This is a genomic window from Streptomyces sp. NPDC047043 (genome assembly GCF_040644055.1).
Classification (GTDB): Bacteria; Actinomycetota; Actinomycetes; order Streptomycetales; family Streptomycetaceae; genus Streptomyces.
This window is the reverse complement of the sequence record NZ_JBEYVO010000046.1, coordinates 73,236-94,249: the sequence shown is the minus strand read 5'-3', so window position 1 is coordinate 94,249 and position 21,014 is coordinate 73,236. Positions and strand designations below refer to the sequence as shown.

Genomic DNA, 21,014 nt, shown 5'->3' with positions numbered 1-21,014 from the left:
TTTTCTATCCCCTCCGCGGGGGCGGTGGCGCGGGGGGGCCCCCCCCCGCCCCCGGCGGGGGGGGGGGCCCCCGCCGCCGGGCGCCCCCCGCCCCCCCCACCGCTGTGTCGCCGTCCGCTCGGAAAGCGCCGGCCGGGCAACGGGGCGGAGACAGCGTCTCACTGGTCGAAGTGGATGAGATCTCCTACGGTCCATGCGCTGACGTCCTTGATCGCGACTCGGTACATGCCACCCGTCTCCGGGATCCCGAGGCTGCCCTGCAGGATCCGGGCGAGATGAAAGTGCAGATGCGTGGGCGCCTCGCCACGACCGGAAGAGTTCCCTCCCGGCCGGCGGGCGAAGACGTCCGAGAACGGGCCGAGACGGTCCGAGTCCTTCAGGACCTCCGCCACCCGCTCCCTCCACACCGCCTCGGGAGCCAGCCGCCCGGTGATGACGGCGCCGCCGACGACCACGGTCAGCGACATCTGATTGCTTCGCTCGGACTCCACCGCGGCTGAGATGGCGACGAGCAGCTCATCAGAGTTCGACATGACAGCAAAGCTTATGCGGCCCACCCGTACCCGAAACCCCTGCGGGGCTGAAGTGGTGGTGCGCGCGACAAGCAGGCGGCTTCCGCCCACCCGTGAGGGCCGGTCACGGCAGGGTTCTTCCTCCACCAGAAGAGTGAAACCTTCTCTGCCTGGAGTAGATTTTCGTTCCTGGCATGGGTACGCTTCTTCCCGTAGAGACGGTCGACGAGACCGCCAGACACGAACTGGCGGTGACTGAATACGAAGTACGCAGGTCAGTGCGGCTCTCGAGCCTCGAAGCCAGAGTGTTCCCAGAACGGTGACGGGACTGAGAGCCGCACTGGGCGGCTCGCACGTCGAGGAGCTGCCAACAGCAGTACCGGTTCAATCAGTGGTTGGTTCAAAGAGGAACGGAGGAGCAGACGCCATCAGGATCGCCCGGCCCGAGAAGCACTCGGCCCGGGTACCGCAAGACCCCGGAATGGATGGTGGTCCCCGGTCAAGCAGCTGCGATCCCCCCGCACCCCCCTCTGCCGGGCCGGGTAGCGGAAACAGAAGGTCGGCACAGCAGTAGAGCCGACCGATGGTGTTCAATTTCCTTCGGGGCCCTGGTGCCGTACGCACCAGGGCCCCTCGACGCGTTGCACAGTGAGGTGACATGACATCGGACAACCCCCTGAATGATCGTCTGGACGACGACGACTACCCCGCGTACACCATGGGCCGGGCAGCCGAGATGCTCGGCGCCACCCCGGCCTTCCTCCGAGCCCTCGGTGAGGCTCGTCTGATCACTCCGCTCCGCTCGGAGGGAGGACATCGCCGGTACTCGCGCTACCAACTGCGGATCGCCGCGCGCGCCCGGGAACTCGTCGACAAGGGCACTCCGATCGAGTCCGCGTGCCGCATCGTCATCCTCGAGGACCAGCTCGAGGAAGCGCAGCGCATCAACGCCGAGTACCGTCGGGCCGCCAGCGAATCGGCGGGCCGTGCCGGCTCCGGCTCCGCCTGAACACGCGGGCGCGTGCCGTATCCGGAAGGCTGTCTTGCGGCCGAAGGGGAGCACGGCTCGGAAAGCCGCCGGTCCGCTGCTGACGGACCGCCGCCGCCCTCGCCCCGGGAGGCGCACCCCGCCGGAAGGGATGTGCACTCGCCAAGGGTCCCCGGGCTGGTCGACGGAGACAGCGGCGCCAGGCGCGGAGCCCGTTCACGCAAGCCACCAGCAGCCCGTCCGGCGCCGGCAGGGTCGCCGCCTCGCGGCCACCACGGCTCAGGGGACCTCGACGACACGATCCGACGCCAGTTTCTGCGCGCCATAGCCGTCACCAGCGCCCTCGTGGCCCTGCCCGCCGACGACAGCGCCGCCCTCACCGACGGAACCCACCGTGGGATGTCGGAGGACTTCGTGCGTATGAACGGCCACCTGTGGCAGGTGTACCAACTCGCCCGCGCCAAGGGCTCCGTGTACCCGATCGTCCGCGACCGGCTCACCACGCCCAACGACGCCCTCGACGGCCGACCGGCAGCCGAATCCCAGGCTCTGTGCGGCGCGGCGGCGACCTCTTCCGGCTCGCCGGAGAACTCGCCTTCGACTCCGCCGTCCTTCGCGCCGGTCATGTTCTGCCAGTAAATGCTGTGCAGGATGTGGCCGGACAGGTGGAAGGCCAGGTTCTTCTCCAGGCCGTTGATCGAACCCCGGGACTCCTTGTCGCGGGCCTCCGCCAGCTGCTCCAGCGTGTCGTTGGCGCCCTTGAGGTAGGCGGTGTGGTGCTTGTCGTGGTGCAGTTTGATGATCTCGGGGCTGATGACGGGAGCGAGCGCGAGTAGTCGTCACAGCTCCATGTGGATGCGGAGCTCGGCGCGAAGGAAAATCGGGCAGGTGCACGATGGGGTGGCCGTCTCGGATTTGGTGTCACCGGGAGCGATGCGGCCGTTGGTGCGCTCGGGCCCTGCACACCTGACCATGGTCTTCAGTACCTGAGGCCGGAGCGCAGTAGACCGGGGGACGGCGCGTGGCGCCGCTTGCGCGGCGCCACGCATTCGAGATCAGGAGTTCTGGATCATTTTCTTGATCTCGGACAGCTTCTTGTCGGAGTCGACGTTGACGAAGATGACGTCGTCAGACGCCTGTTTCAACGCGATGGCGATGCTGGGATCCACTCCCTCGATCGCATAGGCAGTCGTCGATGTCGGCTTCGTCTGACCGTTGCTGTCATCGTTGGGGGTGTCGTCGCACGGCGGAAGTGTGGCAGCACCGAGCTTGTCCCCGAGGGTGAAGTCCTTGGCTTCTGCGCCCGAGTACGTGTGGCTTTGGTATTCGACCCGGTACGCGCACGACGACGCGGACTCGCCGCCACCGCTGTCGCTGGACGAGGAGCAGGCGACGGACATGGTGACCAGGACTGCCGCCAGCAGCGTCCACGCGATTCCGGTCCTGCCGATCGGAGGTATGGCTTTCATCGGTACACCACCTCTCTGGGAGCGTCTGCTCCGGGTCAGTAGATACTGCGCAGGCCGAGCACATCACCCTTGGCGAGTGTCCTGGCCCTCGTCGAGCACAAGATCGAGTTGCCGTACATGGTGAGGTTGTCGTGGGCGCCGTAGATGTCCTTCAGCCCGAAGATGTGTCCGGCCTCATGAGTACCGACGCTGCGGATGTCATATTTGTTCGAGCAGCTGGCAGTCGGCTTGTTCGTAAAGTCGAAGTCGTGAGTGTTGAAGCGGACGTCAGCCTCGCGCAGATCGTTCTTGACGCCGGGCATCGGCCAAGTGCGAGAGCAGGTGGCCGCGACGGTGCTGTTCCCAAGGTTTCCCGCGTCCCACGTGCTCAGCCCGTCGTAGCCGGTGCACGTGTTACTGGTGCTGATGTCTGCCTCGTAGCTCGTGTAGGCCAGGAAGTTGGCCTGGTGTGCACCGACCTGATCGCTGTAGCCGCAGTTGTTGTGGCTCTCCGTGATGTTGTCGAGGGCCTCGTAGAACGTCCACAGGGCGTCGTTCTTGGACAGTCCCCCGGGCAGGCCGCCATCACCGATGTACCAGTTGTAGGTGCCGTACTCCTTTTGATCCTTCGTCGCGTACGTCGCATCGCTGCACGCGCCGGGAATGGCGGCCGCATCGACGTCCGCCACCTCTGCCTCGGCGCTGGCATCGGACGCCTCCGCGTCCGTGCTGTCCGACTCCTCCGACAGGTCACCTGCCGTCTCGACCGGGTTCGACAGGACGTCAGGTATGTCGGAACCCGCCGTGGAAGCGTCCGCACTGGCACTGTCCAGGTCATAGGAGACGATGCCGTTGGACGTGACTTCCAGCGTGAATCCGTGCGAAGTCCCGTCCACCGCCAGCGTGTCGACGCTTACAGCCGTATTGGGCTCGGGCACCGTCACGCCGGTGCCGTCGTAGGTGACCACGCGCCCGACCGCGTCGCACTTGATCACAGACGACCCGGCAGGCAGGTCACTGACCGTCAGCTCCCCCTCGTCGAGCTCGCAGACGTCCGCTGCTGCCCGCGCCACGCTCATGCTGTCGACAGCAGCCGACAGCGAAGCCGCCAGCGCGAAGGCCATGATCGTTCTACCGATGAGCCCCTGGTTACGCCCAGCCACTCTCCACCCCCGTTGTTCCCCCCCGCCACGCGGGGTGTGATCAAACTTCAGGAAGAGTAGCCACCAAATCCTTACAAATTCTTTTCAGTTCAAGACAAAATCTCTTGCGCTCTTGGCTGGTTTCAGACTTCCGAGGATCGATGGCGCCGCCTCGCTCAGCACTTTCACATGGATGAGCTGGAGGCGAGCCCTCAGCTCACCGTCCCTCGGCGATGGCGGACACCCGTCCTGCACGTGCTTCGTCGTGGGCGGCGCACAAGGCCCTTGCAGGAACAGGCACTTGACCCCCTATGAGCCTGCGTCAGAGCGGGAGGTCGTCGGGGAGTACCCGGAACGCCTCGTAGCGGCCCAACGGGCGTACAGCCCGAAAGTCTCGTCGGTCGAGGGTGAGAATCGCGTCCGTGTCGTAGTCGGCGGCAAGCGCCACGTTCACCGCGTCGGCGAGGACGAGGTCCAGCGCGCGGTAGCGGACACGGACAAACTGGGCGGCGCCCAGGTGGTCCTCCGTGATCTCCGGCATGACGACACGACCCCGGCTCATCCAGCGCCGCAGGTCGTCCACCGCGCTGAGGGCGGCCTCCCTGCCGAGCTCGCGAGTCGCCACGTGATCCAGTTCGGCCAGCAGGAGCGGGGACATGACCAATAGGCCCGCCGCCATGATGGCCTCGTTCGCCGCCAGGTGTTCAGGATGAGCCGAGTCCAGGGCTGCCAGAAGGCCGGACGTATCGGCGATGACAATGATCACGCGGCGGATCCGGCATCCGAGCCGGTCTCCCGCCGGACGGCCTCGGCGACCGTGTCACCGACCTCCGACTTGGACAGGGTGCGTCCCGGCCCCTCGAAGGTGCGTGAGAACAGCGGCTCGTCCCAGACCCGGTTCGCCATGGCTGCAAGGTGGATGCCCTGGCGAATGATCTCGGCCTCGCTTATACCTCGGCGCTTGGCGGCCTCCTTGATGATGGCCAGGTCCTCGGGGTCGGCGTAGACGTTGGTGCGCTTCAAGGACATGTACCAAGAGTAGTCCATGTACCGGATTGATGTATGCGGCGCATTTCCCCGTTGCCGAGGGCCGGCCGAGCACACCTCACACGCCGCGTCCGGGTGCCAGAGTGTTCCTGGGGAGACGGGCATGTCATGGGGTTCGGTTTCCGTGTCGATGTGCCTGGGATGAGTATGCGGGTCTCCACTCGTGGAGTGCGCACCACGATCGGGCCACGTGCGGCGCGGCTCAGCGTGGGCAGTGGCGGCGCCAGGATGTCGACCGGACCCGGCCCCTTCCACGCGTCGAGTTCCCTCGGCGGGGCCACTCAGCTCACGTCCCGGTCGACCGTCCCAGGTCGCGCAGATGCCACCACTCCGCGGCACTTGGCCGTCGTTGCCGCCAGTAGGAGTGGAAGCGGCATTCTCTCCGGCGGACACCAAACGGCAGCAGCCGTGGCCTGAGCTTCACGCAGAGCTCTGCCCGCAGGGGGTGGTGTAAGCACCACCCCCTGGTCCACCGCCTCGGCCCACTGCGCCGCCGCCCCGCCCGCTTCAGAGTTGTGGACGCACGCCGAAAGGGCGAGGCACACACGACCACCAGGGGGTACAGGACATGTCCGAGCGGACCGGCAAGCAGGACGAACCGGGTCTGGGGCGGCGGGGTTTCGTGGCCGGGGCGGCCGTGGTGGCCGGGGCGGCCGTTGTGGCCGGGGCGGCATTGACCGGCACGGCGAGCGCCACGCCGGTCGGCGGCCCGGTGGCCCGAGGCGCGAGCAGCGCCGGCGACACCGCCATCGCCTTCACCCACGTCACCGTCATCGACGGATCAAGGGCCGCTCCGGCGCACGACATGACGGTCGTCGTCGAGGCCGGCCAGATCACCGGACTCGCGCCAAGCACGCGCACGCGGCTGCGGCCGGGTGTCCGGACCGTCGACCTGAGCGGCAAGTACCTGATCCCGGGCCTGATCGAGGCACACACCCACAGCGACGGCCCGGACGCGGTGGTCCCACCGCTGTACCCGCTGGCCGGTGTGACCACGGTGCGCGAGATGCAGGGCGCCCCCGTCCACCACCGATGGCGGCGCCAGATCCGCAGCGGGACGCTGCTGGGTCCGCGCTGGCTCATCGGCAGCCCGATCATCGACGGAGCGCCGTCGCTGTGGGCGCAGGACGTCCCCAACCACATCAGCGTGCGGGACGCGGCCGACGCGCGGCGCGTCGTACGCCGGGTCAAGAAGGAAGGGGCGGACTTCGTCAAGGTCTACTCGCGGCTGTCCCGGGAGGCGTACTGGGCCATCGCGCAGGAGGCCCGGCGCCAGAACATCCCGCATCTCGGTCACTGCCCGGACCTCGTCCGCATCACCGAGGCCGCTGACGCCGGCCAGCGCAGCATCGAGCACCTGCACGCCCTGCTGCTGTCCACCTCGGCACACGAGGCGGAGGTCCGACGCGGTCTGGCCGCCGTACGCATTGATCCGGACGATCCCAGCAGCCTGTCCCGCTACCACAGTTGGTTCCAGCAGGTGCATCCGCTCGAGTGGCGGGCCGTACGCGGCTACGACCCGCGCAAGGCGGACTCCGTGTTCCGGCGGCTGGCGGCGGGCGGGACGGCGGTGGTCCCCACACTGAGCGTGCACCACACGCTGGAGCTGCCCGACGAGGTCCCGGACCGGGCCGAGGACTGGAAGTATCTGCCGGCCTGGCAGGTGGAGTCCTGGCCCGATCAGCTGCAGGCCCTCATCGGCGGGCGAACCCCCGAACAGGCCCGCCAAATCCGGGAGATCTACGCCCACCGGGAGCGGCTGGTCAGGGAGTTGCACGAGGCGGGTGTGCGGCTTCCCACGGGCACGGACACCGGGACCGGCTACACGGTGCCGGGATTCGCCCTGCACGACGAACTGGCGTTGCTCGTCGAGGCAGGCCTCACCCCCATGCAGGTGCTGAGGTCGGCCACGCAGGAGGCGGCCCGCCTGCTCGGCCTGGATGCGGTCGGCACCGTGGCCAAGGGCAAGGCCGCCGATCTCCTGGTACTCGACGCCGACCCGCTGCGCGACATCCGCAACACCCGGAAGATCCATGGTGTGGTGGCGGGCGGACGCTGGATCGACAACACGGAACGGGAAGCGTTGCTGGCCGCCGTACAGAAGGCGGCTGCGGAGGCCGAGCCGCCGCAGGAAGAAGCCGCGGCCGTGACGGGGTGCGGATGCGGCGGTCACCCGTAGCGGGCGCGGCCGGGGTGCCGGAAAGGTGACGGCCGTTGAGGCGGTGGCAGCGCTCGCCGGACCCTGCTGAGCGCTTCTGCCGCCCTGCTTCAAGCCCTTCGGAACGGGCGCATGCACGTGCGGAATCTGGTCCAGCTGTTGCAGCCGCCGGCAAGGTTTTTGCCTGTCGCTGCCGCCAGCCGCCGCCGTTGGATCCTGCGGCAGGCGTGCTGTTGGTCGGTCAGCGCGCGCCGGCAAGAACCCGGCCGGACCAGACGTCGATCACCACCTGGCGGTGATGCGAGCGCACCGTCGGCGTGCCGGTGGTGTAGTTCTTGTCGACCTGCGCCGCCTCGGCTGCATCCGGCTTGGCGTTCGTGCAGGACGTGCCGGGGCCGTGGCCGGACATGGTCTCCGAGCACGGGCCGCTGTAGTCGTCGGGCAGCCCGAGGATGTGCCCGGTCTCGTGCGCCACGATCCGGGCCGCGTCGTAGCCCTCGTCCACCGCTTGCCGGCCCAGCTGCACGTCACCGTTGCCGCCGGGGAAGATCGGCCCCTTCGTGGTCTGCGGCCAGCCGCTGGTCGCCTCGTAGACGTAGTCGGCCGAGCCGGGGGTGCTGGCCGGCTCCAGGCGCACGTTGTGCAACACGTCGTTCCAGTTCTGCACGGCCTGCTTGATCGGGCCCGCCCACTGACCGGCATCGCTGGCGTCATAGGTCAGGGTGACCACAGCCGGGGGAGCGTGCGGCGCGGAGTGCGCCGAAGCGACGCCGGCCGTGGTGCTCAGCATGGCCGGGACAAGTGCCGCCAGCGCGGCCATTTGCTTGATCATGAGGCTGGTGTACCTCCGTGAGTCTCAGCTGCTGCCCGCAGCAAAGGAGTTCGTCGCGAACACGACAATCCCTCTACGGGCGACCGAATCTCAGATTCCGTCAAGTTGGCTCGAAGCGCATGCGAGCTGACAGCCAATCGGACGAGAGGACCATGGCCCTGCCCGGAATGAGTTGCTGACTGCGTGTCGGATGCCAGGTCGTCGTGCTGTCGGCTGGTCCGAGCCTGGAACGACGATGGGGTGTGGAAGGAGATCGGGCGGCGGCAGGCCACGGCGCGGAAGCGAATCGTTGAACTGCACCATCGGGCAGAGGAGTTGACGCGATCACTGTCATGGACCAGAGCGATTCAGTGGTCCCCCTGGCTGCGAGACGCGGATCTCGGGCGCGGGTACACGACGCCGAAATCCTCAGCCGGATCGCGGCACGCAACGCCCTGGGCATCGACAGGGGAGGACTGTCTCCTGTGCCCGGCCGGATCGTGGTGCGCGAGGCGGCGTAACCGCCGGGCGGCCATCGCCGAACGTGCGACGGCACCGGAGAGACCGGCCTGCGGCGGTCCGCCTTTCCTGCACGGGCGGCACCGCCCCGTCCGACGCCGTGCCTACCGGCTACAGCAGCGACCGAACCGACCACGCCTGCGGCCATGAAGGCCCGATCACGGAGGACGCAGCTGACCAGTACCTTCGCGAACGGCTTGCCGACGTCCGGCTGGAACCAGCCCAGATTGGCGCCGGACCGGAATACGGCGCGTGCGGTGGCCTCCAGAGCGGTGAGTGTGGGACCCGGGCTGTTGGCTTGATCGGTCCGCGAGCCTTGATCGTTGCCGGGCCTGCTGATTAGTTGGTCAGCATGACCGAACTCGGCCCCGTCGCCTGGCCGCCTGCCCCGATCAAGACCGAGCGGCTCGTTCTCCGAGAGTCCGAGGCCCGGGACCGTGCGGCGTTCATCGAGCTGCTGGCGTCGCCAGAGGTGCACACCTACCTTGGCGGCCCCCGGCCACGTGATGAGCTTGAGCGCGAGATGCCCGGGGTGCCCGAGCAGTGGCCGGGGAGTTTCGTCGTTGATCTCGACGGGGCGATGATCGGCCAGATCCTGCTCAGAAGGGCAACGGGGCATCGTCGCCCGGCTGCTGTGGGGAAGATCGATCTCGGTTACCTGTTCCTGCCGCGGGCATGGGGATTCGGGTATGCCGCCGAGGCGTGCGCGGCGGCACTCGACTGGATCGACGGCGTCCTTCCCGGCGAGCCGGTGGTGCTCGCCACCCAGACCGCCAACGTTGGCTCGATGCGCCTCGCGGCAAAGCTGGGTTTCACCGAGGTGGAGCGGTTCCACGCTTGGGACGCCGAGCAGTGGCTCGGCTTGCGATCCCCGGTCACGCCGTCCGCCTGAGCTCGTGCTCGAGGCCGCAGAGCCCCTACGCGACAGGCGACGTCCTCAACCGCCGGACCTGGGCCACCCGTGAAGAACTGCGGATCACGATCGTGTCCTGGATCGAGAGGACCTACCATCGGCGCCGCAGACAAGCCGCACTCGGCCGGCTGACACCCGTCGAATTCGAGGCCGTCATGACCACACCGGCCCTACAGGCCGCGTGACCGAACCCGTCACCCAAACCAGCAGCAGACCCAAGAGCATGCGATCCGCCGTTGCATGAAGACCGCGTGATGCGGCAGCCGCGCATCGCATGCTTTGGCTGCACTCTCGCCTTACAGTCAAAGCATTCTCCACTTCTGCCGACGCTGGCGCGTCACTTCACGGGCACTTTCATTCCGAACAGTTTTTCCGCATTTCGGAACGCAATTTTTTCCTTGGCTTCGCGTGGTAAATCGACTCCCCGGAACCAGTCGGTTTGAGTTTTCATATTTGCAAACGGGTAGTCGGTTGCAAACATCACTCGATCCGCGCTTATGTACTTCAGCAGGAGATCGAGCAGTTCAGTCTGGGGGAATGCGCTGGTTGTGAACCAGAAATTATCATGGAAATACTGCTCGAACGGCTTGTCCAGGCTTTTCTCGGTCACTTCGCTCATCTTCTCCACGATGCGTTTGTAGAAGAACGGAAGACCCTCTCCCATATGGCCCATGATAATCTGGAGCTTGGGATGCCTGTCGAATGCTCCTGAGGTGACCATTCGGAGGCACTGAGTAACGACTTCCTGGTGCCATCCATATGCAGAGATGCTGAGAACCTGGTCCTGGAACTCCTTCTGATATTCCGGCCGCATATTGCTGTAGTAGATTTCGAAAACCTCGTCGGGCGGCAGGCCCGGATGGATGTATATCGGCACATCAAGGGCTTCGGTGCGCGCCAGCAGGGGCTCAAAGTCGGGATGGTCGAGGAATTTCTTGCCGATGATTCCATTCGTCAAAGCTCCCAGGAAGCCATCTTCCCGAACTGTGCGTTCCAATTCGTCTGCCGAGGCCTCCGGATTCTGCAGAGGCAAGGTTGCAAATGCCTTGAACCGCCCCGGATACGTGGCCATCGGTCCATCGACGAGCAACTTGTTGAGACGATACGCAAAATCGATGCCCTTCTGCCCTTTGACATTCTGCACACCTGGCGTATGTGCGGAGAGGACTTGAACGTTGAGCCCCGCCTCATCCATTGCACCGATGCGGCGCGGGCCGAGCTCGGCAAGACCAGTATCCTCGAGGAACAGCCTGTCGTTCAGCACCATCAACTCATGGGTGGAAAAGGTCTCTTCCGTGCCGATGAACGGCAGGTCCTGGTCCCGCAGTAAAATGTCCGAAGTCTTGTCCGACGTCTCCTCCTCGTCCGCTGCCGAGACAATGGCATGCGTGGACAAGCCGGCACCAATGCCAAGTGCCGTGGCGGCGGCTAGAAAGCCGCGGCGTCCCATGGACTTCATGTCAGTCTCTCCTCAGGTGCTTGTGTGGTGCGGTATCCGTGCGGCATCCGTCTGCGAGATGCTTCAGATCGACCCTTCGGCGTTACCAGGCGCGCCCAGGTGCCCACCCACGCCGCGCCCCCTCTTCGACCTCGACGCCGGCCACGCCGGTCCCGCCGAAACACGGCCAGCCGAGACCAGGGGTCTTCGCGTCCTACTCGCGCACCGCGGCAGCGCCGCCCGGCGGCACCACGTACACGACGGCGTGGTGCGCGATGGCAACGTTCTCCGGTGCGAATTGGGTCCCGGTCAGGAACGCCGTCTTGGTCAGGCCCGGATCGATCATCGGGAGCGGGGCAGGGAGCGGGGTTTCGCCCCAGGGCGAAAGACCGTTCGTCACCGAGCGTCAGGAGTGGTGCTGATCGGGTGATAGGGTCGGTAGTGCCCGGTCGGCGACAATCAAGCCGTCCGGGTCTACCGCCGGGCTGGCGGGAAGTCAGGTCTGTGGAGCTTGCGTAAGACCATGGGCGGTACACCGTCCCTTGCTGGTAACCCCAGGTGGCTGCGGGCTGCGAAGCAGAAAGCCCAACCCGCGAGGGAAGGAATCCCCTTCGTTCACGAGGGGGAGGAGGTCAACTGGCACCGGTACCCGTCCGAGCCGCCACCCTCCGGCGGCGCGGGCGTGCAGGCTTCGGCCATCCTCAGGTCGAGGAACCGCTCGCCGGCGCGCAGCGGCTGGGGTGGAGCTGACGACCCGCCCGCGTGCGCGCTGTGCGGGCCGGCCGCGGCGGGCCCGCACTGGTGTCGGCGTGCGACCCGCGGGCGGCGACAGGGAACGCCGTCGCCAGCGCCCTGGTGGCTGCCCCGAATCTCAACTGCCCGGGCGGCGCTTTCCTTTACGGCGCTGCGTCGACTGCCATCACTAGCCTCCTACATACGGGTTGCAGCGCTTATCTGGATGCCTACTTCCTACCGAGCGAACCTGAGACGAACGTTAGAACCCGTCCTTAAACCGTCGCGGTGCAGAGGCCGGACGGATGCTCGATGGCTGACGCTGTCGCATATGGCTCTCGTCGCCTCGTGGATCCATGTTGTGTACCGGTGCGAGAATCCCTGAATGCGCCCGGCCGATGACACGATGCCGGTCACTCTCTGGCCAGCGGACAGCGAACTGCGTCCCGTTATCGAACAGTTGGCGCAGTTCTACTGTCATGACATGTCGGAGTGAGCTGCCCCGAGTTTCGTAGCGGTCGATCTTGTGTGTTTCAGGCGGCTTTCGGAGTGACCAAAGAACGGTAGTAGGCCGCCTCGAACTCCTCGGGTGGGAGGTAGTCGAGTGCGGAGTGCAGGTGCTCGGTGTTGTACCAGCCGACCCACCGCACGACGGCGCGTTCGACCTGGTCAGCGTCCCGCCAGGGGCCTTGGTGTTCGATGAGTTCGGCCTAGCGCGGCTCTTCGTCCATTGGACCGAGTTCGTCGACCCACCCTCCTGGGCCGCCGCCCTCGGCAGTTTCGGCTTCACTGAGCATTTTCAGCGTGACCACCTATCAGGTGACAGCTCCGGCGCCTCTGGCGTCAAGGACTTGCCGGGGAGGCAGTCAGTTGAAAGCGTCGGTCATGCAGTCCACCCGGCAGTCGGCAGCCTCATAGCGCTGGCGGAGGGCGGCAGCTGCTTCTTCGCGCTCCACGAAGAGGTACCCGTAGTGCTGGCGCGCCACCCTGGTCACGTCTGCGACCGTCACGATGGCCGGTTCGCCGTGTGCGGCCCGTCGACGCGCTCCGGCGATTGCCATGTCCGCAGAGCGCAGCAGGTTTCTGGAACGATCCCGGATCACGGCTGCCTGGGCGCGTTTCGCCGAGAGGGGACGCAGGACACGTCCTCTCCAGACGTAGCCGGCGGCGACAAGGATGAGACCGAGCGCTACGAACAGGAGTCCGCCTGGGGCGTGAGGTCGCATCAATCCAGTCTTCACCACTCGCGTGGTGATCGTGGTTCGGTCAACCGGTCTGAGCACCGCATTAACAGTCGTCTCAGGTTCGCTCCGTAGGAAGTCGGCATCCAGATAAGCGATGCAACTCGTATGGAGGAGGCCAGTGATGGCAGTCAACGCAGCGCCGTCCGGGGGAGCGCCGGCCGGTCGGTTGGCGGGCCGGTGGGTGCCGTGGTTGGTGATTGGCTTGTGGCTGGTGCTGGCGGCGGGCATGGTGCCGCTGAGCGGAAAGTTGAGCTCGGTCACCACCGACAGCGCCGTGGACACCCTGCCGGCCGGCGCCGAGTCCACGAAGGTGGCGGTGCTGGACGACCGTCTGCCCGGTGGTGACAGCAACACGTTCGTCTTCGTCTACCACCGCGCCGACGGCATGACCGACGCCGACCGCGCGACGGTCGAGCGCCACTACAACACCCTTGCCAAGCGGTACCCGCCGAAGGCGACGGCGGCAGCCGGCGAGGACGACGAGGGCTCACCGCTGAGCCTGTCCACCGACCGCAAGGCGATGATGTTCACCCTCGAGGTGAGCACGGCCTACGGCGCACCGGAGGCAATCATCGGCCCGTTGCGTGACGCCGTGAAGGACCGCCCCTCCGGCCTGGAACTCGATGTGACCGGCCCGGGCGCGATCGACGGCGACATGGACGCCGTCTTCGACGGCATCGACGTGCAGGTCCTCCTCACCACCATCGTCGTCGTCACGCTCCTGCTCATCCTCACCTACCGCAGCCCGGTGTTGTGGATCATCCCGCTGCTGGCCGTCGGCGCGGCCGCACTGACCGCGATGGCGACCGTCTACCTGCTCGTCAAGGGCTTCGGCATCGTGGTCAACGACCAGAACTCGGCGCTGCTGACGATCCTGGTATTCGGCGTCGGCACGGACTACGCGCTGTTGCTCATCGCTCGGTATCGGGAGGCACTGCACCACCATGAGAACGTCCGGGTCGCGATGGTCCACGCGCTGCGCGGCGCGGCGCCGGCCATCGTCGCGTCCGCGGCCACCGTGGTCGCCGGCCTGCTCTGCCTGCTCGTCGCGGACCTGAACAGCACCAGCGGGTTGGGCCCGATCGGTGCGGCCGGCATCCTGTGCGCGCTGGTGGCCATGCTGACGCTGTTCCCGGCGGTGCTCGTGGTGCTCGGCAGGCGGATCTTCTGGCCGGCCATCCCGCGGTTCAGCACGGCCGTACAGGAGAAGCCGGGGCTGTGGGGACGGCTCGGCACCGCCCTCAGCCGCCGCCGGTGGGTGGCGACGCTCGGCTCGCTCGGAGTCCTCGGCGCGCTTGCCCTCGGGCTGGCGGGCAACACCGGCGCCCTGCGGGAGCAGGACCAGTTCCTGTCCGCGCCGGAGTCGGTCACCGGCTTCACCGTTCTGCGCCAGCACTTCCCGGAGCTCGGCGGCCAGCCGATGACGGTCTTCACGCGGCCGGCGCACCAGGAGCGGGTGCTCGACGTCGTCAAGGACACTCGTGGGGTGGCCCTGGCCATCCCGGAGCGCACCAGCGGTGGCTGGGCCAACATCTCCGTGTTCCCGAAGGATGCGCCGGACACCGCCGCGGAGTACGACACGATCAAGCGGGTGCGCACCGCCGTGCACGCGGTGAGCGGGGCGGAGGCGATCGTCGGCGGGCCGAGTGCGGAGAACCTCGACACCGAGGTGACCACCGAGCGCGACGAGAAGCTGGTGATCCCGCTGGTGCTCGCCGTGGTCCTGATCGTCCTCGGGCTGCTGCTGCGCGCGATCCTGGCCCCGCTGGTCCTGATGGCTACTGTGATCGTCTCGTTCGCCGCCGCCTTCGGCGGCAGCGTGTTCGTCTTCGACACGATCCTCGGGTTCAAGGGTGTCGACTCCTCGGTGCCGCTGCTGGCATTCCTGTTCCTGGTGGCGCTCGGCGTCGACTACAACATCTTCCTGGCCAGCCGGGCCCGGGAGGAGACCGTGCGTCTCGGCACCAGAAAGGGCATGCTCAAAGCCCTCTCGGCCACCGGCGGCGTCATCACCTCGGCAGGCCTGGTCCTGGCGGCCACCTTCGCGGTCCTCGCCACACTTCCGCTGGTGATGCTGATCGAGGTCGGGTTCCTGGTCGCCTTCGGCGTGCTGCTCGATGCCCTGCTGGTGCGGTCGGTCCTGGTGCCCGCCCTCACCTTGCTGATCGGCCGGCGGATGTGGTGGCCGAGCCGGCTGTCCCGTCCAGCGGCACAGCTGCCGGACGGTCAACAGCCGCTCGCCGACGACGAGGAGCCCGCGCTGCAACGGTGAGCGCGGCGGCACGGACGAGATCCGGGACGGGGCCCCAGGCCCCTCCTGGATCTTTTTCATGGGCCCGACGGCCGCCGCCCTTTGGTCCCGCGCCACGCGCCGGAACCAGGCGCTGTCCGGGTCATCGGGAATCCTCCGTGGATACCCCCGCCTTCAGGACTCCGTTGGCAAAAGGACAGGGCGGGCATCCCGGCCCGCACTCTGGCTGGGAGTGGATCACTTGACCTGCGGGTCCGTGAGCCAAAGTGACCACCACGGCTGGTGGTTCGTCCCTTTCCCAACGGAGTCCTTCAGGCGGGGGAGGAAACGGACTCCTGCGGAGCAGGGCAGGGAAAGCCGATGCGCCGCCAGGGCGGATCGGCGTTCACCGCCAACCACCCGCAGGCGAGTGGTAGTTTGTATGGCGTCCGGTCGGCGATAACCAAGCTGGCCGGGCCTACCGCCGGGCTGGCGGGATGTCAGGTCTGTGGAGCTGGCGTAAGACTGCTGGGCGTACCCACGTCCCTTGCCGTTAGTTCGGGGCAGCTGCTGTCTGAGAAGCAGAAAGCTCAACCCGCGAGGGAAGAATCTCCCTGCTTCAGCTGGGGGAGAAGTCAACACGTGTCCCATCGTCGCGCGGCGCCCAGGCCGTTTTGGGACGAGGTGAGCTCCGTGGGCCGTCACCGCACGGCAGTGGCCCGTGGATTGACCTCACAGCGAGCGATCTCGTCCACGGGGCCCGCGCTGGCAACGGCCACCCGGACCTTAGCCTTGCTCTTCGCAGGCACCGACACCTCGTCGTAGGTCTCGGCCATGGTGAAGCCGTTTGCGTTCTTGTAGCTGATTCTCACGGCGAAGAGACCCTGGCGCCCGTTGGGATTTTGGACCGCGACGGTCGCGTACGGGTCGTCCGTGTCCGCGCAGTGCGTGAGCACGGCGGTGCCGTCCTTCAGAGGGCGGGCAGCAGCGACGGAGGGGGACGCCGTGGGGGTGGAAGGGGCGGTCGGCCGCGAACTCTGCTTGCCGCCGCTTTCACCGGTACTTGACGAGGAATCGGCACGGGGGGCGCCGACCGCGCTGCCAGACCTTCCTGCCGTTGACGCAGGCTGCGGAGTGGACTTCCCTATGTCCGACTTCGTAGCGCCGCATCCGGACAAAACGATGACTGCCGCCAAAACCACTCCGGCGGTCATGTGCACCCGCTTGATCACGTCACTCTTTCCAAGAACGGAGCCGCAGGATTCCAGGACGGCTGCGCTGGTCAGCGCGTGCAGAGGCTACCAGCGGGCGGAGATCGGGCACCGGCCGCCGTGAGGCGATAACGTGATCACCATGTCTCGGCCCACGGCTCGCCCCGCAGGCAGACCATTCTGCTGGTCTCGTTGCTCGCGCTCGGCTTGGACACGCTCGCACCCTAACCAGCAACATGATCGGCCGGACAAGTCGTAGGGGCGGCGCACCGCGGTGTCCTGCCCCATGGGTTGGCCGCTTGTCCCGCGCCGTACTGGGCCGGGGCCGGCGCACCGCGGTGCCTGCCCCGACGGTGAGCTGCGCGGCGCCATGCCCGAGGGCCGCCGTCTCTTGTCCTGCGCCGCGCCGCCGGGCGGGTCAGCACGCCGCGGTGTCCTCCCCGGCGGTGAGCCGCGCGATCGGGGCGGGCGGGGCCGCGGCCGGAAGGACAACCCGAAGCAGCGCGCCACCGCGTGCGGAGCGGGCGACGCTGGCCCGGCCGCCGTGGGCGTCGACGACCCGCTGCACGATCGACAGCCCCAGACCGGATCCCGGCAACGCCCGGGCGCTGTCGGCACGGTAGAACCGGTCGAACACCCGCGGTACGTCGGCGGCGTCGATGCCCGGCCCGGCGTCGTCGACCTCGAGCACCACCGACGCGTCCTCGGCACGGAGCCGGACCTGGACCGGCTGGTCCGCGGGGGACCACTTGCCGGCGTTGTCGATGAGGTTGAGCACCGCCCGCTCGAGCGCAGCGGGACGCCCGCTCACCCACACAGAGGTCACGTCGAGCGCGACCTCGACGTCGGGCGTGCGGGAACGCGCCCGGGTCGCGGCGGCCGCCACCACGTCGGCGAAGTCGAGCAGTTCGGTGTTCTCGTCGCTGACGTCACCGCGCGCCAGGTCGGTCAGCTCGGCGACAAGGGTGCTCAACTCGGCCACCTGGGCGCCGAGATCGTTGAGCAGCCGGGTCCGGCTCTCCGCCGGCAGTGCGCTGTCCAGGGTGCCGCGCCGATCGAGCCGGATCAGCAGCTCGACGTTCAGGCGCAGGCTGGTGAGCGGGGTCTTGAGCTCGTGGGTGGCGTCCTCGGCGAGCAGCCGCTGGGCCCGCCGGGAGTCCCGCAGCGCGGCGAGCATGTCGTTGATCGACTGGATCAGCCGCCGGATCTCCCCGCCGCCCTCATCCGGGATGTCGGCGTCGAGATCCCGGGTGTGCGCGACACGTACCGCGGCGGCGGTCAGCCGGTCGATCGGTGCCAGCCCGGTCCGTGCGACGGTCCGCCCGACGAGGGTGCCGCCGGCCACGCAGAGCAGCCCGATCAGCAGCATGCCGAACCCGAACTGGTTGATCGGGCTGTCGTCGGCGACGTGGGCCACCTGGACCGCGCCGTCGCCCGCCCGCAGTGTGTAGATGAGGTAGCCGTCCTCGTCGCTGTCGTTCGACTCCATCAGGTCGGCCGACGCGCCCTGCGCCACGCGCTCGGCGTGCTCGCTGACGGGGGGCAGCGCGGGTTGGCCGGCCGGCGTCCGGGTCGAGCCGTCGGGCAGGATGACGCGCACCAGCCGACCGGATCCGGGATACGGCGGTAGCTGGAGCTGCGCCAGACCGGCGCGCTGCGCGTTCGTCGCCAGGACGCGGGAGTCGGCGCGCAGCTGATTCTTGGCGCTGTCCTGCAGCTCCCAGCCCAGTAGTTGGCTGGCCACCTGGAAGGCCAGGAACACGCTGAGCGCGATGGCCGTCGCCGCGATCACCGTCAGCCTGCTCCGCAGGGACCGCCGGCGCCACCATCGGGTCAGCCGGCGCGGTTCCCGGCCGGCGGGCCTGCTCACGGAGGAGTCTCCCGCAGCACGTATCCCAGGCCGCGCAGCGTGTAGATCAAGCGCGGCTCACCCTCGGCCTCCATCTTGCGGCGCAGGTAACTCACGTATACCTGGAGGTTGTTGGCGGTGGCGCTCATGTCGAAGCCCCAGATCGCCTCGAACAGCGCGTCGCGGGTCAGGACCCGGGTCGCGTTGCTCATGAGGACCTGCAGGAGGGAGAACTCGGTCCGGGTCAGGCGCAGCGGCCGCCCGCCCCGCCACGCCTCGAACCTGTCGGGATCGAGCCGGACGTCGGCGAACGACAGGATCTGTGACTCCTCGTCGGTCGGCGTGCGCCGGCGCAGCAGGGCCCGCACCCGGGCCAGTAACTCCTCGGTGGCGAACGGCTTGGGCAGGTAGTCGTCGGCGCCCGCGTCCAGCCCCGTGACCCGGTCGGAGACCTGGTCACGGGCGGTCAGCATCAGCACCGGCAGATCCCGACCCGCGGCCCGCAACCGCCGGCAGGTCTCCAACCCGCCGAGGCGGGGCATCATCACGTCGAGGATCAGCAGATCCAGCGTGTCGCCGTCGGCCCCAACGACCCCGTCCAGCACGGCGAAACCGTTGGCGACGGTGCTGGTGTCGTAACCCTCGACCTGGAGCACCCGCTCCAGCGACTCACGGATGGCCGCTTCATCATCCGCGATCATGATCCGCACGCCGGCCCGCCCCCTTCCAGTCGATGTTTTTGCCGCTCATTGTTCCCGATCAACCTGAGGCCAGGCTTAGAGCGTCGCTGGGGACTGCGCTCTTACGGATACCTGGGAAATGGGACCTACCGTCGGCTCGTGAGCAAGGCAGGTCCAGATGACCGGCATCGCACCCGGCAACCAGACAAGTAGATCCTCCGCGCCGGTCAGGGGCGGGCGCTCGGCGTCCCCAGGTGGCTCCCGCGCCCAAGCCTCATCATCCTGCGGCTGCTGCCATTGATCCCGGTGCTCCTGGTGACCGTGCTGACGGCCGCTGTGCTCACCGGCGACGACGGCGCCGTGGCCACACTGAAGCGCTGTGTCGGCTGAGCTGACGTCATCAGCAGGATCAGGCCGGTCGAACACGACTCGCGTCAGCCTCCCGGTGGTTGCGCAACCCCGCCAACGCCCGGGAGCGGCAGCTCACTCGGCGGCCCCCCCACCCCTCCATCAGCCGCTCGGGCCCGTACGTCGCCGCCAGCCCGTCCACGGTGAAACCGGTGCGGGACACCGCGACGAGCGGAGTGTCCTCGTCGGCGCCGGGTACGGCCAGGGCGTCGCGGACCAGCGTGGTCAGGGCGCGCCGGTCGAAGGGGCCGCTCTCGTGCCACTTGATCGAGCCGACGAAACCGATCTCGCGCGCCGGCGACCGGTCCGCCCCCACCAGATCGACCTCGGGGTTGTTCGTCCGCGGCCACCAGCCGCCCACCTCGCGCACCTGGGGCCAGGTGCCGTCGGGGAGCAGCCTGGCCAGCGACTCCCGCACGACGGGTTCGATCGCCCGCCCGCGCCACGAGGTCCAGCCACGTTCGACCGCCTCGACCACGATCCGGCTGCGCCCGCGTTCGATCTCCGGAATGCCCTCCTCGAGGAAGGCCAGCCAGAAACGGAGGTAGGGGTCGGCGACACGGTAGCGGCGGTCGCGGTCGCCGGGGCGGGTGGAAAGAGGGGTGTCGATGGCGATGAGTCGTTTGTCCGCCAGGGTGCGCAGGGCTGGGTTGAGCGAGCCGGGTGGAAGCGGGCGATCGGCCGACCCGGCCCTCGCGGCGATCGTCCCGAAGGTTCGCTCACCGCTGCCGATTACGGAGAGGACGTGCCGGGCCTGGAGGGCGGTGGGGAATTCCGCGGCCAGTGCCCGCTCGGCGGAGACGAGGAGCGGGGAGGTGGGGTCGTCGAGGGCGCGGGAGAGGAAGCCGGTGCGGCTCTCGCCCTCCTGCCACTCCTGGCAGATGAGCGGCAGGCCGCCGGTGATCAGGTGGGCGTCGAAGGCGTCGGCGGCCGGGAGCCCGGTCATCGCCATCACTTCGGCGGGGGAGAGGGGCGCGAGGACCATCTCGAGCCCGCGCTGATGGAAGGGGCGGCCGTAGGCGGAGAGCTGCTCCATCATGGCGAGATCGCTGCCGATGAGGATGAGCAGCACGGGCTTGCGGCTCAGCACCCGGTCCCACACGGTCTGCAGGGTGCCCTCCAGGACCGGATCGCCTTCCAGCATCCACGGCAGCTCGTCGAGTACGACGACGCTGGGGGCGTCGTCCGGCAGTACGGCGGCGAGCTGGCGCAGGGCGGTGTCCCACTCGGCGACGGTCGTGACGCCGGTGAGCAGGGCGGTGTCGGGGAGCGAGGAGTGGCGGACCTCGTCGAGGAAGCGGGCCCGTTCCCGGTGCGCGTCCTCGCCGCGGGTGGCCTGATGGACGACGTAGGGCACCTGGGCCCGCTCACAGAAGAGGTCCACCAGCCGCGACTTCCCGACCCGGCGTCGGCCGCGAAGCAGCAGTGCCCGGCCGCGTTGGTCGCCGCGGCCGTCGCGCACCCAGGCCAGATGGCGGTCCAGCGTGGACAGCTCGGACGTGCGGCCTACGAAGCCTGGCATGGGTCACCCCTCGAGTTTGCTCATGTCGAACATACTCAAGTGAACCATAGTAAGGAGGATCGGAGTATTTGACCGATTACCGTGAGTCCCTCACGGCGCGCCGTACGCCTCCAGAGACGAGGGGCAGTCGCCCCATTGGTCGGCAGCATCGGCGGCATCGGC

The 21,014-nt window shown here is 68.0% G+C and carries 19 protein-coding genes and 2 pseudogenes; 6 read left to right on the top strand and 15 right to left on the bottom strand.

Going from position 1 to position 21,014, the window contains the following annotated elements:
* Window positions 1-158: 158 nt before the first annotated feature.
* A complete protein-coding gene (locus ABZ880_RS48325) occupies window positions 159-533 on the bottom strand; it encodes a hypothetical protein (RefSeq protein ID WP_361277429.1) in 375 nt (124 codons plus the stop codon).
* A gap of 637 nt (window positions 534-1,170) precedes the next feature.
* Here ABZ880_RS48325 and ABZ880_RS48320 point away from each other — a divergent pair.
* Window positions 1,171-1,521: a MerR family transcriptional regulator gene (locus tag ABZ880_RS48320; RefSeq protein ID WP_361277428.1), complete on the top strand. Its 351-nt coding sequence runs from the start codon at window positions 1,171-1,173 to the stop codon at window positions 1,519-1,521.
* 324 nt (window positions 1,522-1,845) lie between these two features.
* Entirely contained in the window at window positions 1,846-2,139 is a 294-nt protein-coding gene (locus ABZ880_RS48315) for a hypothetical protein (protein ID WP_361277427.1), read from the top strand.
* Here the strand turns inward: ABZ880_RS48315 and ABZ880_RS48310 are convergent.
* The 5 genes and pseudogenes from ABZ880_RS48310 to ABZ880_RS48290 form a co-directional block, all read right to left on the bottom strand.
* Window positions 2,028-2,315: pseudogene (locus tag ABZ880_RS48310) on the bottom strand (superoxide dismutase); the annotation flags it as partial. The gene ABZ880_RS48315 and the pseudogene ABZ880_RS48310 overlap by 112 nt on opposite strands.
* Window positions 2,316-2,555: 240 nt before the next feature.
* Window positions 2,556-2,969: a DUF6281 family protein gene (locus ABZ880_RS48305; RefSeq protein WP_361277426.1), complete on the bottom strand. Its 414-nt coding sequence runs from the start codon at window positions 2,967-2,969 to the stop codon at window positions 2,556-2,558.
* A 35-nt stretch (window positions 2,970-3,004) separates the two neighbouring features.
* Window positions 3,005-4,072, bottom strand: coding sequence for a peptidase M10 (locus ABZ880_RS48300; RefSeq protein ID WP_361277425.1), 1,068 nt, complete (start codon window positions 4,070-4,072; stop codon window positions 3,005-3,007).
* A 340-nt stretch (window positions 4,073-4,412) separates the two neighbouring features.
* A complete protein-coding gene (locus tag ABZ880_RS48295; RefSeq protein ID WP_361277424.1) occupies window positions 4,413-4,856 on the bottom strand; it encodes a PIN domain-containing protein in 444 nt (147 codons plus the stop codon).
* Window positions 4,853-5,119 (bottom strand): CopG family transcriptional regulator, encoded by a 267-nt coding sequence (locus ABZ880_RS48290; protein WP_361277423.1) that lies wholly within the window; start codon window positions 5,117-5,119, stop codon window positions 4,853-4,855. Before ABZ880_RS48290 ends, ABZ880_RS48295 begins: the two co-directional genes overlap by 4 nt.
* Before the next feature lie 586 nt (window positions 5,120-5,705).
* Between ABZ880_RS48290 and ABZ880_RS48285 the strand changes: the two genes are divergently transcribed.
* Window positions 5,706-7,316 (top strand): amidohydrolase family protein, encoded by a 1,611-nt coding sequence (locus ABZ880_RS48285; protein ID WP_361277422.1) that lies wholly within the window; start codon window positions 5,706-5,708, stop codon window positions 7,314-7,316.
* Between the two features lie 220 nt (window positions 7,317-7,536).
* Here the strand turns inward: ABZ880_RS48285 and ABZ880_RS48280 are convergent, their stop codons facing one another.
* Window positions 7,537-8,127 carry a snapalysin family zinc-dependent metalloprotease gene (locus ABZ880_RS48280; protein ID WP_361277421.1) on the bottom strand — a complete coding sequence of 197 codons (591 nt, stop codon included), beginning with the start codon at window positions 8,125-8,127 and terminating at the stop codon, window positions 7,537-7,539.
* Between the two features lie 850 nt (window positions 8,128-8,977).
* Here ABZ880_RS48280 and ABZ880_RS48275 point away from each other — a divergent pair.
* Together ABZ880_RS48275 and ABZ880_RS48270 are read left to right on the top strand one after the other, a co-directional pair.
* A complete protein-coding gene (locus tag ABZ880_RS48275) occupies window positions 8,978-9,517 on the top strand; it encodes a GNAT family N-acetyltransferase (protein WP_361277420.1) in 540 nt (179 codons plus the stop codon).
* A gap of 38 nt (window positions 9,518-9,555) precedes the next feature.
* Window positions 9,556-9,723, top strand: a pseudogene (locus ABZ880_RS48270) (IS3 family transposase); the annotation flags it as partial.
* A 152-nt stretch (window positions 9,724-9,875) separates the two neighbouring features.
* On the opposite strand, the gene ABZ880_RS48265 reads toward ABZ880_RS48270, so the two are convergent.
* From ABZ880_RS48265 to ABZ880_RS48250, 4 genes are all read right to left on the bottom strand, one after another.
* Window positions 9,876-10,997 carry an amidohydrolase family protein gene (locus tag ABZ880_RS48265; RefSeq protein WP_361277419.1) on the bottom strand — a complete coding sequence of 374 codons (1,122 nt, stop codon included), beginning with the start codon at window positions 10,995-10,997 and terminating at the stop codon, window positions 9,876-9,878.
* A gap of 193 nt (window positions 10,998-11,190) precedes the next feature.
* Complete coding sequence (locus ABZ880_RS48260; RefSeq protein ID WP_361277418.1) at window positions 11,191-11,322, bottom strand: hypothetical protein; 132 nt, start codon at window positions 11,320-11,322, stop codon at window positions 11,191-11,193.
* A gap of 919 nt (window positions 11,323-12,241) precedes the next feature.
* A complete protein-coding gene (locus ABZ880_RS48255) occupies window positions 12,242-12,409 on the bottom strand; it encodes an integrase core domain-containing protein (RefSeq protein WP_361277431.1) in 168 nt (55 codons plus the stop codon).
* Window positions 12,410-12,574: 165 nt separating this feature from the next.
* On the bottom strand, window positions 12,575-13,213 hold the full coding sequence (locus ABZ880_RS48250; protein WP_361277432.1) for a hypothetical protein: 639 nt from the start codon (window positions 13,211-13,213) through the stop codon (window positions 12,575-12,577).
* Between ABZ880_RS48250 and ABZ880_RS48245 the strand changes: the two genes are divergently transcribed.
* Window positions 13,179-15,224, top strand: coding sequence for an MMPL family transporter (locus tag ABZ880_RS48245; protein WP_361277430.1), 2,046 nt, complete (start codon window positions 13,179-13,181; stop codon window positions 15,222-15,224). The two genes, ABZ880_RS48250 and ABZ880_RS48245, sit on opposite strands and share 35 nt — an antisense overlap.
* A gap of 659 nt (window positions 15,225-15,883) precedes the next feature.
* Here the strand turns inward: ABZ880_RS48245 and ABZ880_RS48240 are convergent.
* From ABZ880_RS48240 to ABZ880_RS48225, 4 genes are all read right to left on the bottom strand, one after another.
* Window positions 15,884-16,414, bottom strand: coding sequence for a hypothetical protein (locus ABZ880_RS48240; protein WP_361277417.1), 531 nt, complete (start codon window positions 16,412-16,414; stop codon window positions 15,884-15,886).
* A gap of 397 nt (window positions 16,415-16,811) precedes the next feature.
* Window positions 16,812-18,263, bottom strand: a complete 1,452-nt coding sequence (locus ABZ880_RS48235) for an ATP-binding protein (protein WP_361277416.1) — start codon at window positions 18,261-18,263, stop codon at window positions 16,812-16,814.
* Complete coding sequence (locus tag ABZ880_RS48230) at window positions 18,260-18,952, bottom strand: response regulator transcription factor (RefSeq protein WP_308435239.1); 693 nt, start codon at window positions 18,950-18,952, stop codon at window positions 18,260-18,262. Before ABZ880_RS48230 ends, ABZ880_RS48235 begins: the two co-directional genes overlap by 4 nt.
* A gap of 379 nt (window positions 18,953-19,331) precedes the next feature.
* Complete coding sequence (locus ABZ880_RS48225; RefSeq protein ID WP_361277415.1) at window positions 19,332-20,852, bottom strand: DUF234 domain-containing protein; 1,521 nt, start codon at window positions 20,850-20,852, stop codon at window positions 19,332-19,334.
* Between the last annotated feature and the right edge of the window lie 162 nt (window positions 20,853-21,014).

What these genes read in the sequence shown, in the direction of transcription:
- ABZ880_RS48325 (WP_361277429.1), bottom strand. Translation starts at nt 533, where the DNA reads ATGTCGAACTCTGATGAGCTGCTCGTCGCCATCTCAGCCGCGGTGGAG.
- ABZ880_RS48320 (WP_361277428.1), top strand. Translation starts at nt 1,171, where the DNA reads ATGACATCGGACAACCCCCTGAATGATCGTCTGGACGACGACGACTAC.
- ABZ880_RS48305 (WP_361277426.1), bottom strand. Translation starts at nt 2,969, where the DNA reads ATGAAAGCCATACCTCCGATCGGCAGGACCGGAATCGCGTGGACGCTG.
- ABZ880_RS48300 (WP_361277425.1), bottom strand. Translation starts at nt 4,072, where the DNA reads ATGGCCTTCGCGCTGGCGGCTTCGCTGTCGGCTGCTGTCGACAGCATG.
- ABZ880_RS48290 (WP_361277423.1), bottom strand. Translation starts at nt 5,119, where the DNA reads ATGTCCTTGAAGCGCACCAACGTCTACGCCGACCCCGAGGACCTGGCC.
- ABZ880_RS48285 (WP_361277422.1), top strand. Translation starts at nt 5,706, where the DNA reads ATGTCCGAGCGGACCGGCAAGCAGGACGAACCGGGTCTGGGGCGGCGG.
- ABZ880_RS48280 (WP_361277421.1), bottom strand. Translation starts at nt 8,127, where the DNA reads ATGATCAAGCAAATGGCCGCGCTGGCGGCACTTGTCCCGGCCATGCTG.
- ABZ880_RS48275 (WP_361277420.1), top strand. Translation starts at nt 8,978, where the DNA reads ATGACCGAACTCGGCCCCGTCGCCTGGCCGCCTGCCCCGATCAAGACC.
- ABZ880_RS48265 (WP_361277419.1), bottom strand. Translation starts at nt 10,997, where the DNA reads ATGAAGTCCATGGGACGCCGCGGCTTTCTAGCCGCCGCCACGGCACTT.
- ABZ880_RS48260 (WP_361277418.1), bottom strand. Translation starts at nt 11,322, where the DNA reads ATGATCGATCCGGGCCTGACCAAGACGGCGTTCCTGACCGGGACCCAA.
- ABZ880_RS48245 (WP_361277430.1), top strand. Translation starts at nt 13,179, where the DNA reads ATGGTGCCGCTGAGCGGAAAGTTGAGCTCGGTCACCACCGACAGCGCC.
- ABZ880_RS48225 (WP_361277415.1), bottom strand. Translation starts at nt 20,852, where the DNA reads ATGCCAGGCTTCGTAGGCCGCACGTCCGAGCTGTCCACGCTGGACCGC.